Here is a 15,162-nt window from a genome sequence, read left to right as displayed (position 1 = left end):
GAGGGAGCTTAGCAAACTGGTCAACCGCCCGAAACCCGCCTGCGCTGGACCCGGGCTATGCTGCGCGGGTGAGCACGCCCACGCACCCCCCGAACGACCGTCCCTCCCGTTCCGCGTCGCCTGACTTCGCTGGGCGCCGCGTCATCACCTTCGAGAGCCGCCGCGCCGCCGAGATGGCCTCGTTGATCCAGCGGTACGGCGGTGTACCCGTCACGGCGCCGACGCTCCGCGAGGTGCCCATCGAGCGGAACGAGCGCGCGCTCGACTTCGCGCGGCGCCTCGCGGGCGCCGAGCTCGACCTCGTGATCCTGATGACCGGCGTCGGGACCCGCGCGCTCGTGGCCGAGGCGGCGCCCGCGCTCGATCCGGGCCACGGCGGCGACGGCGCGCCCGACGCCGACGCAGGCGCCCAGGGCGTATCCCTCATGGCCGCGGCGCTCTCGTCGGTGCAGCTCGTCGTGCGCGGCCCCAAGCCGGCCGCGGCGCTGCGCGAGCTCGGCGTGACCCGCTTCGTCACCGTCCCGGAGCCGAACACCTGGCGAGAGATCATCGAGGTCGTCCGCGGGCTCGGCGACCTGAGCGGCAAGCGCATCGCCGTGCAGGAGCACGGCGCGCCGAGCCACGAGCTCTACGCCGGGCTCGAGGCGGCCGGCGCCCGCGTCACCCCGGTGCCGGTGTACCGCTGGGCGCTCCCGGAGGACACCTCGGCGCTCCGGCAGGCGCTCCGCCTCCTGGCCGACGGCGGCGCGGCGATCACGCTCTTCACGAGCCGCGCGCAGGTCGAGCACGCGCTCCTCGTGGCGGCCGAGGAGGGGCTCGTCGACCGGCTGCGCGCCGGGCTCGCGCGGGGCATGGTGGCGTCGATCGGGCCGGTCTGCACGGAGGCGCTGCGCGCCGAGGGGATCGAGCCCGACGTCGAGCCCGAGCACCCGAAGATGGGCCACCTGGTCCGCGCGGCGGCCGTGCGCTCGGGCGAGGTCCTCGCCCGCAAGGAGAGCCAGGGCGACGTGCCCCCGCCGGCTCAATCCTCGTAGTCGTCGCCCTCGCCGTCGTCCTCGGACCGCGCCACCGTCGCCGGCCGCGGCGCCAGGCCGGGCTCCGCGCCGGCGGTCGCCGCGGGCGCGCTCGGCCGCGCGTCCGCGTGGCCCCGGTCGACCAGCTCGGCGCGGTAGAGCACGCGCCCGTCCTCGGCGGTGATCTCGCCGCCCACGTCGCCCCAGGCGAAGTCGTCGCTCTGGAACGTGCGCATCGTCGCCTTCGTCCTGCCGATGCGCACGCGGAAGCTGGTCTTCTGGCACGCGATGGCGCCGCCGCCGACCTCGACGTTCACCGCCTCGGTGCCGAGCACCTCCTCGTTCTCGTCGGCGGCGAGCGCGGTCTTGGCCATCATCGCGTCGTACGCCGCGAGGGTCGCGGGCCGCTCGGCGCCGCCGTCGATCCACGCCGCGCCGAGGATCTCGCCGCGCCGGCTCGGCGCGTCGCTCATCCGGACGCGCAGCGCCTCGGTCTCCTTGCCGTCCTCGAGGGTCACGTCGACCACGAGGACGTCCCCCTCGCGCGCGACCACCCGCTGCGTGAGCAGCAGCGGCGTCTTCCTGAAGCTGCCCGAGAACCGGTAGGCCACGTAATCGCCGGGCGCGCGCGCGGGCGGCGCCTCCTCCGCGGCCGGCGCGCTCGCGTCGGCCTCGCCCTTCGCGCGCTCCGGGGCCGCGCGCTCTACCTGGTCCGCTGCCTTGGCGGCGGCGTCCTGCGGGCGGTCCGCTCGAGCGTTCGTTCCGATCCCGGCGCCGCAGCCGGCGGCCAGGAGCGAGGTGAGGGCGGCGAAGAGCAGCGGTCGGTTCATGCACCTCCGGTACATGAGGGCGCCGGCCAGGGCCCAATTTCTGGCGTTCCGTGGGCGCGCCGGGCCCCGCGCGCCTCGAGCGCGGCCGCCGGCCGCGCTCAGGGCAGCTTGCCGCTCGGGAGGAGGTCGTCGAAGGCGGCGTCGAACTCGTCCGCGATCATCTCGGCGCCGACCGCGCGCGCGGCCGGCTTCGGGACGTCGATGCGGCGCAGCCGCTCCGCGACGCTGCCGCGCGGATCGCTGTAGCTCGGGCTCATCCGGGCGACGCGCTGGAAGTAGTAGAGCGCCTGCTCGGGGACGCCGCGCATCTCGTAGGCGTCCGCGATCTCGTACGTCAGCGCGAGCTCCTGCTCCACCGTCTTGTGCGAGGCGTGCAGCCCCCGGATGAGCGCGTCGATGCCCGCCTCGATGTTGCCCATCTGGAGGTAGGTGACGCCGATCATCGACTGGCAGACGCACTCCCGCCCGGGGTCGCGGGCGGCGAGCTCGAACTCGGCGATGGCGTCCGCGTAGAGGCCCATCTCCTTGTACGCGACCCCGAGATCGTAGTGCGTCGACGCGTCGCCCTCGGAGATCTGCGCCGCGACGCCGGCCTTGAACTGCTCGAAGACGCTCTCGACGCTGATCTGCCGCGGATCGTCCTGGACGCCCGTCACCGAGCCCGGCGCGACCTCGAGCTCGTCGATCATCTTGAGCGACTCGGCGATGTCGAACGCCCGGTCCTCGTCCGGCCGCTCGCTGCCGCGCGGGACCGCCCGCGTGCCGCTCTCGTTGTCGGTCGCCGCGCGCTCCCCGCGCGTCTCCGACGCGAGCTCGGTGACCTCGCGCAGCCGCTCCATCAAGAGCGGGTGGTTCGGCAGCCGCGCGAGCTGCTCCTCGAGGATGTTGCGCGCCTCCTCGAACATCCCGTGCTGCGCGAAGAACTCGACCTCCTCGAGCGCGTCCTCGTCGAGCGCGTCGGCGCGCCGCCCGGACCCCGGCGGCACGGAGCGCCCCGACGCCGGCCGGACCGACGCCGGCCGGGGCGGCGCCGGGCTGTACAGGGCCGGCGGCGCGGCGAGCACGGGGGGCGGCGGCATCGAGGAGGGCGCCGGCGGCGCCTGCGACGCGGCGACGGCCAGCGGGTGCGCGGGCGACCGGCTCGGGTGGACCGACGCCGTCTCCTCCTCGTCGTCGATGTCCTCCAGCTCCTCGAGCGGCTCGACGTCCTCGACCTCCTCGACGTCGTCGATCGGGAAGCTCGGCAGCGGCGGCTCGTTCGCGAACGGATCGTCGAGGTGCGTGACGAGCTCGGGCCGCCTGGGGAGCGCCTCGACGACGCCGTCCTCGTCGAGGGTGTACGCGGGCAGCGGCGCGTCGGGATCGTAGAGGTCCTGGCTCGGCACCTCGGACGCGTACGCGTCGTTGGCCGTCGGCGAGACCTCCGGCCCGGTGTGCTCCTCGTCGGAGAGCTCGTCCTCCTGCGGCACCGCGTAGCCGAGGAGGTTGAGCATCTCGGTCGCCTGGACGTGGCCGGGCTCGAGGAGCAGCACCTCGTCGAGGAGCCGCGCGGCGTCGTCGACGGCGCCCTCGCCGGACAGCTGCTGCGCGAACGCGAGCATCTGCTCGATGGCGCCGTCCTGGTCGCCCGCCTCGATGAGGATGTCGCAGAGCTTCTCGCGCAGCTCGCGCGCGGCCGGCAGCCGGGCGACGCCGCCCTTCAGGAGGGCGACCGCCTTGTCGTACTGGCGCTCGCGCCGGAGGCTCTCGGCGTGCGCGACGAGCTGCCGCGGGCTCGTGACCGGGGCCGTCGACGGCTGCGCCGCGCGCAGCGGGATCGGCGCCGCGGACGAGGGCTCGACGTCCTCGACCTCGAGCTCCTCGGCCTCGTCCTCGTCGTCCTCGTCGAGCTCGACGTCGATCGACGCGCGCGTGCCCCGCGACGAGGGCACGAGCTGGGCCGCCAGCTGGCGCACGCCCTCGTCGTTCGGGGCGCGCGCGACCAGGGCGGCGACGAGGGCGGCGAACTGGTCGGCCCGCCCCGCCTCCTTGGCGATGCGCGCCGACTCCTTCTGCACCTCGATCGCCTTGGCCGGCTGCCCGAGCAGGTCGAAGGCCCGGGCGAGGAGCGCCAGCGTCTCCAGGTCCCGCGGGTTCTCCTTGAACGCGATCTGCAGCTTGGTGAGGGCCGACATCCCGTCGCTCGGGTCGCCGCGATCGAGGTAGATCTCGGCGGCCATGCGGGCGAAGCGGGCGTCCGGGCGGTGCTGCAGCAGGCGCTCGACCACCTTCAGCGCGTCGTCGCGCCGGCCGAGCTTGAGCAGGAGCTCGGCCGCCGTCCCGAAGCGCTGGATCGCGCCGTCGTAGTCGCGGACGCGGATGAGCGCCTCGGCGAGCCGGAGGTAGGCGAGCGGGTTGTTCGGGTCGAGGTCGACGACCCGCTTGAAGATGTCGATCGCGTCGCGGTCGCGCCCAGCGCGCAGGAGGCGCGTCGCGACCTCGTCGTAGGCGGCGAGCGCGTCGCTCGTGAGCCCGAGCTGCGTGTAGATCTCGGCGAGGCGCGGGACGATGTGGCCGAAGCGGTCCTCGTACTGCGGGACGTGCTTGTGGATGATCTCGCGGATCTGCTTGTAAACGGCGATCGCCTTGAGCGCGAAGCCCTGGAGCGAGTAGAACTGGCCGACGCGCTCGTAGGTGGTGATCGCCTCGACGTACTCCTCCGTCTTCAGGTAGAGGTCGCCGATCTTGAGCAGCGTCCGGACGTCCTTCGGATCCTCCGCGACCAGCTTCTGGTACTCGACGATGGCCTTGTCGTAGCGCTTCCGCTCGACAAGCTTCTGCGCGGTCTGGAGTACCTTGTCGCGATCGACCGCCACGGCGATGGGAATCTCCTACTGAGGACAGCGAGGCGGCGCTCGGGCGCCCCGCCGGGAGCCCTCGCTTCGCCTTCTAAAAACACCTAGCCAATCCCGCTACCACGTACAAGCGCGCGGCTTCGGAAGTTCCGAAGCTACCGCCAAGGTGCTTGTTTGCAGCGTGCGCTCTTCACAAACCCGCGGGGGGCGAACCCGCGCGGGCAAGCCCACGCGGGGGCATCCCCGCGCGGGGATGCGGCGACCGCCTGACGCGGTGGCCGCGAGCCCCCGCCCCGGTCGGACGCTGGGCGGTCCGGTCGAGGCGTGTCGACGAGCGCGCCCTACATCGTGACGTCGTAGGAGCGCGCCGAGCGGCCGGGGATTCGCGAAGATCGCGGAGAAGGCGGCAAACGCCGCCGTCGACGCGAGGACGGCTCAAACCATAGCAGTCGAGCGGCCTTCTTGCACATTTCTGCATACATCTCCGCAGCCCTGCGGCCAGCCTGCGGCCAGGCAGGGCGCCCGGAGCGCTGCCGCGTCTCGACCGCCCCGGCGAATGGACCTAGAGTTGGGCACCATGTCGCGCAGCCAGGCCTACCGCGCCCCGTTCGCTCCTGGAGAGGAAAATGCCGTCGACGCCGCGCTTTGCGAGCGGCTCCTGTCGGTCGCCTTGTCGAAGGGGGGCGACTACGCCGACCTCTTCTTCGAGTACCGGGCGGGGGGCGGGTTCACCTTCGACGAGGGCATCCTCAAGGCGGCGTCGCGCGGGGTGTCGATGGGGGTCGGCGTCCGCGTCCAGCGGGGCGACGCGACCGGGTACGCCTACACCGAGGACCTCACGTGGGACGCGATGCGGCGCGCGGCCGAGACGGCGGCGCAGATCGCGACCGGCTCCGGCGGGACGGAGAAGATCGAGCTCCGGCGGCGCGAGCTGCCGAGCCGCTACGAGCTGCCCAGCATCTCGCTCGACGCCCCCGGGCTCGCGAAGCGCGCCCTGCTCGAGCGCGCGAGCGCCGCGGCGCTCGCCTACGACCCCAGCATCATCAAGGCGGAGGCCAGCTTCGTCGAGGAGGTGCGCGAGGTGCTCGTGGCCACGAGCGACGGGCGGATGGCGCACGACGTCCAGCCGCTCATCCGCTTCGGCGTGCGGGCGATCGCCGAGCGCGACGGCAAGCGCCAGGAAGGCTCGAGCGGCGGCGGCGGGCGCATGACGACGGCCTACTTCGAGGACAGGTCGCCGGAGTGGCACGCCAAGGAGGCGGCGCGGCAGGCGGTCGCGATGCTCGACGCGCGCGAGGCGCCCGCCGGCGAGATGAACGTCGTGCTCGCCCCGGGCGACAGCGGCATCCTGCTCCACGAGGCCGTCGGGCACGGGCTCGAGGCGGACTTCAACCGCAAGGGGACCAGCAACTACGCGGGGCGGGTCGGCAGCGACGTCGCGAGCCCGCTCTGCACGGTGGTCGACGACGCGACCCTCCTCCAGTCGCGCGGCACGATCAACGTCGACGACGAGGGCAACGAGCCCGAGCGCAGCACGCTCATCGAGAACGGCAAGCTCGTCGGGTACATGCACGACCGGCTCTCGGCCCGGCACTACGGGCTCACGCCGACCGGCAACGGGCGGCGCGAGAGCTTCGCCTCCGCGCCCATGCCCCGGATGACGAACACCATCCTGCTCGCCGGCCCGCACGATCCCGAGGAGATCGTGAAGTCCGTGAAGCGGGGCGTCTTCGCGAAGAAGTTCGGCGGCGGCCAGGTCGACATCTCGAACGGCGACTTCGTCTTCTCGCTCACCGAGAGCTACCTGATCGAGGACGGAAAGCTGACCGCGCCGCTGAAGGGCGTGAACCTCATCGGCAACGGCCCCGAGGTGCTCCGGCGCGTCACCATGCTCGGCCACGACGTCGCCACCTCCGACGGCATCTGGACGTGCGGCAAGGACGGACAGAGCGTTCCGGTGGGTGTTGGCTGCCCCACAATCAAGATCGATCGCATCACGGTCGGCGGGACGCGGATCGGCTGATTTTCTAGGCTGGAGCCCCGGGGGAATGTAAGCGCCGCAGCAGCATGGGTGGGTTTAGCGCGGTGCGTCTTGCCGGCCCGCCGTGACACCCGTATACGGGGCGGACATGGCGCGTCGTTCGTTCATAGCCATCGTCGGACACGGACCTGACCTGGAGCGGGAGGAGGGCGCTGCATCGGTCTTGCGCTCGCTGGGCGCTGACGTTCGAACCCTGGATCTCTGGGATGATCCACCGCGGCTCTTCCACGACGACGAGAGCAAGGCGCGGGCGATCGTCGTCGAGGCGCTCGATCGGCCGGACCTGGCGGCGGCGGCGCTGCGCGCGCTGCGCCGCGAGCCCCGCCTCGAGGAGGTCGGCGCGCTCGTCGCGGTGAGCGTCGCGCAGATCGCGCGGATCGAGCCGTCCAGCGGCTTCGACGACTTCCTGCTCGTGCCGTACGTGCCGGCCGAGCTCTACGCGCGCGTGCGCCTCGTCGAGTGGCGCCGCAGCGAGTTCGCGACCGAGGAGCGGGTGAAGGTGGGCGCGATCGTCATCGACCGCGCGGCCCACGACGTGTCGGTCGGCGGCATGCACGTGCCGCTCACCGCGAAGGAGTTCGCGCTGCTCTCGTACGTGTGCGAACGCCGCGGGAAGGTTGTGTCGCGGACAGAGCTGCTCCGGCGCGTCTGGGGCAGCCAGTACGAGGGCGGCGCGCGGACCGTCGACATCCACGTGAGGCGCCTCCGGGCGAAGCTCGGCGCGGCGCTGCCGCTGGTCACGCTGCGCGGGGCCGGCTACCGGCTCGAGTCGCCGCTGCCCGGCTCCGGGGGGCCCGAGGGCGGCGACGCGGCCCGCACGGCGCCGCGCGGCGCCGCCGGTGCGGAGGCTCACGGCGAGGAGCGCGGGGAGCCGCGCGACGAGGACGAGGACGAGGACGAGGACGCCGAGGGCGACGACGGCGAGGACGGCGAGGACGAGGACGAGGACGACGAGGAGGCCGCGCGCGCAGAGCGCCGGTCGGCGTCGTCGGCGCACGACGCCGCCACGCCCGGCCGCGACCGGCGCATCACGCGATGACGACGTCGCCTGGTCGCCGCGGTGCTGTCCGGACGACCGCCGCCAAGGGGCGCGGCGGCGCGGGGCGCGGCGGCGCGGGGCGCGGCGGCCCCTCGCGCAGCGCCGCGGCGCCGATCGTCGCGATCAGCGTCGGCTGCCCCAGCGGCGTCGGCCCCGAGGTGTCCGTGGCCGGCGCGGCGTCCGTCGAGGGCGTGCGCTGCGTGCTCGTCGGCGACGAGGCGGTCCTGCGGCGGGCGGCGCGGCTCGTCCGGGTCGCGGCCCGCCGGCTGGTCGTGGTCGATGGGCGCGCCGCGATCGAGCGGCTCGCGCCGGGCGCGATCGGGATCTGGGCGGGCAGCGCGCGGCTCTCGCGGCCGAGCGCCTTCGGTCGGCCCGAGGCCGAGGACGGCGCGGCGCAGCTCGCCTGGATCGACGAGGCGACCGACCTGGTCCGCGACGGCGTCGCGGCGGCGCTCGTCACGGGGCCCGCATCGAAGCACGCGATCGCGACGAGCGGCGCGCCGGGGTCCGCGGACTTCCTCGGGCACACCGAGCACCTCGGCCGGCGGCTCCGCGCGCGCGAGGTCACGATGGCCTTCGCCTCGGGCAAGCTCGTGACCGCCCTCGTGACGACCCACGTGCCGCTGCGCGACGTGCCCGAGGCGGTGAGCCCGCGCGAGGTGGCGCGCGCCTCGGTGTGGCTCGCGCGGCTGCTCGCCGATCTCGGCCGCGAGAAGCCGCGCGTGGCCGTCGCCGCGCTGAACCCGCACGCCGGCGAGGGCGGGCTCCTCGGCGACGAGGAGCAGCTGCGCATCGCGCCGGGCATCCGCCTCGCGGCGCGGCGGCTCGCGCGCTCGGGCTCGGCGGCGGAGCTGAGCGGGCCCGTCGGCGCGGAGACGGCGTTCCGGCTGGCGGCGCGGGGCGCGCTCGACGGGGTCGTCGCGATGTACCACGACCAGGCGACGATCCCGAGCAAGCTCCTCGGCTTCGGCGAGGCGGTGAACGTCACGCTCGGCCTGCCGATCGTGCGCACGAGCGTCGACCACGGGACCGCGTACGATCTCGCGGGCACGGGCAAGGCCGACCCGCGCGGGATGCGCGAGGCGATCGCGCTCGCGGCGCAGCTCGCGTCGGCGCGCTGACGTTCGCCGACGTTCGCCGACGTTCGCCGACGTCTCCTTGCGCGGATCAGCGCGCGCCGGTGCGGCCCTCGATCAGGGTCATCAGCCGCTCGAGCGCCGGCAGGCTCACGCCGTGCTCGCGCCCCATCGCGAGCACGGCGGCGCCCATCGCGAGGTGCTGCGCGTGGAGCTTCGGGCCGAAGTGGGCGTCGAGGAACCGCAGCGCCTCGGGGGCCACGAGGCGCGCGAGCGCGACGCCGGGTTTCAGCGTGAACGGTCCGATGGCCCTGGTCAGCAGCTTCGTCCAGGGGGCGACCGTGCCGACGCGGTCCGCGAGCGCCATGCACTCCCGCGTGGCCTGGAGCGCGGTGCCGAGCACGCCCTCGTTCTCGAGGAGGGCGCTCGTGCCGCCGCCCGCGTCGATGGCGGCGATCAGCGGGAAGAACGCGGTCGTGGTGGCGGCGTTCTGCGCGCCCACGTCCGGATCGAGCCGCGCCGGGAGATCCGCGCTCGTGAGGCGGCGCGCGAGCTCCTCGAGCAGCGGCCGCTCCGCGGGGGCGCCTCCCTCGTCGTCGATGAGCGTCGACGCGAACCCGACGATCCAGTAGCGGACGACGTCGCGCTCATCGAGGTAGCCCGAGATGCTCGGCATCGCGGGGGTGATGCGGCGCCGGGCGGCCTCCTCGAGGCTCGCGCGCTGCGGCGGCAGGAGCGGCGTGAGCACGACGACGGGGACCGAAGGTCCGCGGAGCAGGAGGTCCGCGACCGTCCTGCCCTCCGCGGGGCGCGGCGCCGCGCCGCCGGGGGCGAGCTGATCGAAGCGCACCGTGACGATCACGACCTCCGCGTCGGCCGGGATGTCGGCCGCGAGCCGCGGGCGCTCGAGCGTGTCGCGGCGATCGGCGCTGTTCACCTGCTCGATGACGAACGGCCGCGCGTCTGCGGCGCGCTCGGGCCGGACCACGAACGTGACGTCGTCCCCCTGGGCCGCGAGGCGCACGCCGTAGACCCGCCCGAGCGCCCCCGCGCCCACGATGCTGATCCGCATGACGCCCCACGTAGCCCGCGCGACGCCGGGAGGGAAGGGGCGTCGGCCGCTCGGGAGCGGCGGACGGCGTCAGAACGTCCGCTTCGAATCGATGAGGATGGTGACCGGCCCGTCGTTCTCGACGAACACGCGCATGTCGGCGCGGAAGCGGCCCGTGGCCACCTCGAGGCCGCGCGCCCGCAGGGCGGCGACGAAGCGCTCGTACAGCGCCTCGGCGCGCGCGGGCTCCATGGCGCCGTCGAAGCTCGGCCTGAGGCCGCGCCGGACGTCGCCGAAGAGCGTGAACTGGCTGATCGCGAGCACGCCGCCGCGCGCGTCCGCGAGCGCGCGCGACATCTTGCCGGCCTCGTCGCTGAACACCCGGAGCCCCGCGACCTTGTTCGCCACGTGGTCGGCGTCGGCCTCGTCGTCGTCCTTCGCGGCGCCGACGAAGGCCACGAGGCCGCGCTCGATCGCGCCGACCACCTGGCCGTCGACCTCGACCCGCGCGGCGAGCGCGCGCTGCACGACCGCCCGCATCGCTAGCGCTGCGCGGCGCGCGCCGCGGGCGCCGGGGCGGGCTCGGCCCCGCTGCCCGTGCTCAGCCCGAGCTCGCGCATCAGCTTCGCCGTGAGCTTGAAGTAGGAGCTGCGATCGTACGGCTGGTTCAGGATGTGGAAGTCCTTGCGCACGAGGCCCACGCAGCCGAAGCAGTAGGTGCAGCCGGTGCAGTCGACCGATTTCACGAGGTACGACGACTGCGTGCACCGCTCGGACGCGACGCAGTGGCTGCACGCGATGAGATCGCGGCAGCCGCGGCAGTGCGTGCTGTCCGAGCAGCGCTGCGAGTCGACGCAGTAGTGGCACCGCTGGAGCGCCTTCGAGTTGCGGCAGAACGTGCAGTCGACGCAGCGCTCGCAAGCGACGCACGCGACGCACCGCTCGTTGCCCGTGCCCGTCTCGAACGCCTGGATCAGCTTGCGGAGCTCGGCCTCGAATTCCGCGCGCGTCATTCCGCCTCGACGCTCGCTTCGGAGATGCCGCCGTCGCCGCGCTGGGCGGCGCCGTCCGCCGCCGCGTGGGGCAGGGCGGCCTCGCGGCTCGACGGCCGCGCGTGGGAGCCCGGCTCGGCCGAGGGGGCGCCCGGGGCCTCGGGCCTGCCGCTCACCTGGCGGCGCAGGCGCTCGGCGGCCTCGCGCGTCGCGGGCTCTTCCGCGAACTCCTCGATGCGCCGGAGCCGCGACTCGAGCACGGCGCGGCGCTTCGGCAGCTCGGCGACGAGGATGCCCGAGAGCTCGTCGATCGCCTCCTGGATGCGCTGCTCGTCGCTGTGCTCGAGCAGCTGGAGGTACACGTCCTGCTCTGCGGGGAAGGTGTGGCCGGCGCGGAGGAACTCGTTCGCGGCCTTGGAGATGTTGGGCCGGCCCGACGCGCAGAGCAGCTTCGACAGGAGCCGCTGGCGCTCGACGGCCTTCGGGTCGCTCTGCGGAGGCGGCGCGAGGACGATGCGCCCCGGCGCCTTGGAGGCGGCGTCGCGCCCCGACTTGGCGCGCCCGCCCTTGCCGTCGTCGGCCTCCGGCTCCTTGCGCGGTGAGAAGAGCGCCTCGAGCGCGGCGCGGTGTTGCTTCGCCGCCCGCCGGTCCTCGCCGGTCTGTGTTGGGCGCGGCAGCCCCGCGCTGTTGGGCTGGCCACGGCCATAGGCGGTGTGGAGCTCGGGATTGTGCCAGACCTTGGTTGCGTCTCTACGAATTCGCCGCATGTCGTGCCCCTGCTGACCTCGGAGCGATCATGGACGCGCCACCGGGTTCGGCTTCCGCATCCCGCGTGTGGCGCCCCGCTTGCATCGATGGTGTGGTGAATGAGGCTGGTGCGTGGTTGGCCGGGCGCTTCCCCCGCGATCCGCGATGGCCCGGACGATGTTGCACCTGGGGCGCGATGCCTGCCTCCGGGCTGATCGCGCTGGTCGCGCCGATCGTGAAGGCAGGGTCCCGCCGCAGTGCGTAGCGCGCCGGGCGATACCCGGCCGCGGTACCGCGTGGTGAGGGGCTGTGCCCCCATGCACCCCGGAACCGCGCTCACGACCCGACCGCAGTCGCGAGGCAGCTGGTTCCTACCACAGCCTTTGGTCAGCGCCGCAGAAAATTGGGCTGCCCTCCGCACTTCATGACATTCGTGTCCTCAGAGCGCTCGGTCTCCGGTCTTCGGAGGTTCCGAGCTTCCGAGCTCCTCGAGCTTCCGAGCCTCCTTCCAAGCTTCCGAGCTTCCACGAGGGGCGTCTCGGAGACGCAGTTTCGACGCGGATGACCTCGTTCCAGGTCGATTCAAGAAGCGGACCGCCGACGGCCTTTCCAATCCCACATCCTGCGGACGGGCGGGGACGCCGTGTCCGGGAGATCCGATCCGTGGTGGATGCCACTCGCACCCGACCCGACTGGAGCTTTCCATGATCAGCCTTCGATCCGTGAGCAGTGCAGGCGCGGCGCCGCGGGACGCAGGGGGGGCTGTGCGCAGCGCGGAGCCGCGACCGCGCTCCCTTCGTGCTCGCGCTGCCGTGCTGGCGGCGCTGGTGAGCATGGCGGTGCCGGCCCTCCTGGCGGGGCCTGCGCGCGGGGAGGTGCTGCCCAGGGCGCACGCTGCTGCGAAGGCCGACGAGAAGGCTGGCAAGCGGGACCGTCGCGGGGATCGTGGCGATCGTGCGTCGGGCTCTTCCGCGTCTCCGCCGGGCGCGGAGCGCGGGCAGCGGACGGAGGCGCGGGAGAAGGCGCGCCGTGGCCGCGGGAAGACGGCGTCCGCGGCGATCGGCGCGACCGGCGACGAGGCGGCGAGCGGCGCCAGCGGTCGGAAGGCTCGCGGCCGCGCGCAGGCGTCGCAGGCGGCCGAGGGCGCGGGCGCGAAGCAGGGGGGCGCGGCCAAGGTGGCCGGGGGGAAGAAGAAGGAGAAGCGGCGGGCGGCGCGGACGGTCGAGAGCAAGCGGCGCGGGGCGAAGAAGGGGCTCGACAGGGAGGCGGCTCCGAAGCCGTGCCATGGGCCGGTGCTCTCGATGGATCGGAGCGGGATCGAGCCGGAGCGCCTCGAGCTCGTCGACTGCAAGGGCAAGCCGCGCGAGGAGGCGCGGCGCGCCCTCTCCTTGCTCGCGCGCCCGTGGGGCACGCCGCGGCCCATCCTGGACGGCGAGCGCGCGGCTGCGCCGAAGGCGGAAGCGGCGGGCAGCAAGCGGCGGCCGGCGGGCGACAAGCGGGGAGCCGCTTCCGGCAAGGCGAGCCGGGCGAGCGCGGTGCAGGCCGCGGAGGTCGCGCCTGGCGTGCGGCTGCTCGATCCCGGGCTGCTGACGCGCATCGACGCGCTCGCGCGGCGGTATCCGGGCCGGCTCGTGTCGCTCGTGAGCGGGTACCGGCCGCAGAGCCAGGGCAGCCTGCACCAGACGGGGCGGGCGCTCGATCTGCGCATCGCGGGGGTGCGCAACGACGAGCTCGCGGCGGCGTGCCGCGCGCTCGCGGACACGGGCTGCGGGTATTACCCGAACAGCTCGTTCGTGCACGTCGACGTGCGCGCGCCGGGGACGGGGACCGTGTCCTGGATCGACGCGTCCGGGCCCGGCGAGGTGCCGCGCTACGTCGCCGCGTGGCCGCCGCCGCAGGACGAGGCGCGGTCGGCGACGGAGGCGGTGTCCAGCGACGACGCTGAGGAGGTGCTCCGGCGGGAGCGCCGCGAGAAGCCGGCGCCGGTGGCGGAGAAGGCGGCGAGCGCGGCGCCGGCGGCGGTGGCGAGCGCGGTGCTGGAGAAGGCGGGGGGAGCGGCGGAGAAGGCGGCGGGCGCGGTGTCGGAGAAGGCAGCGGGCGCGGGGCCGGAGAAGGCGGCGGGCGCTGCTGGACCGGAGAAGGCGGCGGGCGCTGCTGGATCGGAGAAGGCGGCGGGCGCTGCTGGATCGGAGAAGGCGGCGGGCGCTGGATCGGAGAAGGCGGCGGAAAAGTCGACGAGCGCCGCGCCGGAGAAGACGGCGCGCGCTGTTCCGGAGAAGTCAGCCGGCGGCGCGCCGGAGAGGGCGGCGGACGGCGCGCTGTAGTAGGGAGGCGCGATGGGCATCACCATCCCTCGCCGGCACGCCTCGGCGGTCGCCGGTACGTTCGGTCCGCTGGCGGTACATCGTCATGAGGTCGTGGCCGAAGGCGCGCCTTATCCTGTCTTCACGATCGAGCTCGCCGACTGGATCTCGGTGGCCGCAGTCACCGATGCAGGGGAGTTCGTCCTGGTGCGGCAGTTCCGGTACGGGGTCGACGCGGTGACCATCGAGACGGCGGGCGGCATCGTCGATCCCGGGGAGGAGCCGGCCGCCGCGGCGCTGCGCGAGCTGCTCGAAGAGACAGGATATGCCGCGGCGTCGATCGAGTCGCTCGGGTGGGTGCACCCGAATCCGGCGCTCCAGGCGAATCGCTGCTCTCTCTACCTGGCGCGCGGCGCGCGCCGGGTCGGCGAGCCCGAGGGCGACGAGCACGAGAGCACCGAGCCGGTCGTGATGAGCGCCGACGAGGTGACGGCGGCGATGCAGGACGGCCGGATCAGCCACGTGATCGCGGTGGTCACCTTGCTGCGGGCGCTCGCCGTCGCGAGCTCGTTCCCGCGCTGACCGCGGCGCCCGTAAAGCGGTCGGCCGGGCCGCCCAGGCGGCGGTGAGGACCGCTCCCGAGGTCGAGAGATCGAGCTTTCAGGGCGGCGGAACGGGATTGGCGCTCTTCGGAGCGAGATCTCGGGTCGCTGGAGCGAGATTTCGGGTCGCGGCTGCAGAAACCTGGCTCCGGTCCACGGGATCGGAGGTCTCGAGGTCGCGCGGCGCGGTCGGGGCACATCTCCAGACCCCGCGCGCGGTTCTCGAGACCCAGGATCTCGTTCTCGAGAGCCAGGATTTCGTTCTCGAGACCCCCCCTCGGCGGACCTCGAGACCCCGCTTTCCGTTCTCGAGACCCCCCTCGTCAGACCTCGAGACCCCCCTCGGCGCGCTCGGGACCGCGCTTTCCGTGCGCGAGACCCCGCGTCCGAGGTTGGCCCGTGCAGGCGACCGCGGATGCGCTCCAGCATCACCTCTCGGCGGCGGTGAGGGTCTTCTCCCACGCTGACGGATCCACCTGGAGATCGGCGTCGCCGCGTTCGATCGCGGCGGCGAGGATGCGGATGTCGTCGACGGCGTAGAGTCCGGCCACAGTCGCCCAGTCGAGCAGATCCTCTTCGTCTTCGGTGAGGAGTTGATCCGGGTCAGGCACGTACGGAGCCTGGTTTGGCCCCC

At 73.9% G+C, this 15,162-nt stretch carries 13 protein-coding genes; 6 read left to right on the top strand and 7 right to left on the bottom strand.

Annotated elements, in window-relative coordinates:
- The first annotated feature begins 68 nt into the window (after positions 1 to 68).
- Positions 69 to 1,034 carry a uroporphyrinogen-III synthase gene (locus WMF33_RS37120; protein WP_437333030.1) on the top strand — a complete coding sequence of 322 codons (966 nt, stop codon included), beginning with the start codon at positions 69 to 71 and terminating at the stop codon, positions 1,032 to 1,034.
- Here WMF33_RS37120 and WMF33_RS37115 read toward each other — a convergent pair.
- A complete protein-coding gene (locus WMF33_RS37115) occupies positions 1,022 to 1,843 on the bottom strand; it encodes a hypothetical protein (protein WP_437333029.1) in 822 nt (273 codons plus the stop codon). The two genes, WMF33_RS37120 and WMF33_RS37115, sit on opposite strands and share 13 nt — an antisense overlap.
- Before the next feature lie 98 nt (positions 1,844 to 1,941).
- Positions 1,942 to 4,698 (bottom strand): tetratricopeptide repeat protein, encoded by a 2,757-nt coding sequence (locus tag WMF33_RS37110; protein WP_437333028.1) that lies wholly within the window; start codon positions 4,696 to 4,698, stop codon positions 1,942 to 1,944.
- A gap of 556 nt (positions 4,699 to 5,254) precedes the next feature.
- Here WMF33_RS37110 and WMF33_RS37105 point away from each other — a divergent pair.
- The 3 genes from WMF33_RS37105 (at position 5,255) to pdxA (ending at position 8,878) form a co-directional block, all read left to right on the top strand.
- Positions 5,255 to 6,700, top strand: coding sequence for a TldD/PmbA family protein (locus WMF33_RS37105; protein ID WP_437333027.1), 1,446 nt, complete (start codon positions 5,255 to 5,257; stop codon positions 6,698 to 6,700).
- Positions 6,701 to 6,806: 106 nt separating this feature from the next.
- On the top strand, positions 6,807 to 7,757 hold the full coding sequence (locus WMF33_RS37100) for a winged helix-turn-helix domain-containing protein (protein ID WP_437333026.1): 951 nt from the start codon (positions 6,807 to 6,809) through the stop codon (positions 7,755 to 7,757).
- On the top strand, positions 7,754 to 8,878 hold the full coding sequence (gene pdxA, locus WMF33_RS37095; protein ID WP_437333025.1) for a 4-hydroxythreonine-4-phosphate dehydrogenase PdxA: 1,125 nt from the start codon (positions 7,754 to 7,756) through the stop codon (positions 8,876 to 8,878). Before WMF33_RS37100 ends, pdxA begins: the two co-directional genes overlap by 4 nt.
- Positions 8,879 to 8,924: 46 nt before the next feature.
- Here pdxA and WMF33_RS37090 read toward each other — a convergent pair whose 3' ends face one another.
- From WMF33_RS37090 to WMF33_RS37075, 4 genes are all read right to left on the bottom strand, one after another.
- On the bottom strand, positions 8,925 to 9,905 hold the full coding sequence (locus tag WMF33_RS37090; protein WP_437333024.1) for a ketopantoate reductase family protein: 981 nt from the start codon (positions 9,903 to 9,905) through the stop codon (positions 8,925 to 8,927).
- A gap of 69 nt (positions 9,906 to 9,974) precedes the next feature.
- The gene (gene dtd, locus WMF33_RS37085; protein WP_061627095.1) at positions 9,975 to 10,424 is read right to left on the bottom strand and encodes a D-aminoacyl-tRNA deacylase; all 450 of its coding nucleotides are present in this window, start codon (positions 10,422 to 10,424) and stop codon (positions 9,975 to 9,977) included.
- 2 nt (positions 10,425 to 10,426) lie between these two features.
- The gene (locus WMF33_RS37080; RefSeq protein WP_061627096.1) at positions 10,427 to 10,897 is read right to left on the bottom strand and encodes a hypothetical protein; all 471 of its coding nucleotides are present in this window, start codon (positions 10,895 to 10,897) and stop codon (positions 10,427 to 10,429) included.
- Entirely contained in the window at positions 10,894 to 11,643 is a 750-nt protein-coding gene (locus WMF33_RS37075) for a hypothetical protein (protein WP_437333023.1), read from the bottom strand. Before WMF33_RS37075 ends, WMF33_RS37080 begins: the two co-directional genes overlap by 4 nt.
- Before the next feature lie 792 nt (positions 11,644 to 12,435).
- Here WMF33_RS37075 and WMF33_RS37070 point away from each other — a divergent pair.
- Together WMF33_RS37070 and WMF33_RS37065 are read left to right on the top strand one after the other, a co-directional pair.
- On the top strand, positions 12,436 to 13,947 hold the full coding sequence (locus WMF33_RS37070; RefSeq protein ID WP_437333022.1) for a DUF882 domain-containing protein: 1,512 nt from the start codon (positions 12,436 to 12,438) through the stop codon (positions 13,945 to 13,947).
- A 12-nt stretch (positions 13,948 to 13,959) separates the two neighbouring features.
- Positions 13,960 to 14,508 (top strand): NUDIX hydrolase, encoded by a 549-nt coding sequence (locus tag WMF33_RS37065; RefSeq protein WP_437333021.1) that lies wholly within the window; start codon positions 13,960 to 13,962, stop codon positions 14,506 to 14,508.
- A gap of 448 nt (positions 14,509 to 14,956) precedes the next feature.
- Here the strand turns inward: WMF33_RS37065 and WMF33_RS37060 are convergent, their stop codons facing one another.
- Positions 14,957 to 15,139 (bottom strand): hypothetical protein, encoded by a 183-nt coding sequence (locus WMF33_RS37060; protein ID WP_437333020.1) that lies wholly within the window; start codon positions 15,137 to 15,139, stop codon positions 14,957 to 14,959.
- Positions 15,140 to 15,162: the final 23 nt, after the last annotated feature.

The sequence above is a fragment of the Sorangium sp. So ce394 genome, assembly GCF_051474665.1.
GTDB lineage: Bacteria > Myxococcota_A > Polyangia > Polyangiales > Polyangiaceae > Sorangium > Sorangium cellulosum_D.
This window is presented reverse-complemented; position numbering and strand designations above follow the sequence as displayed.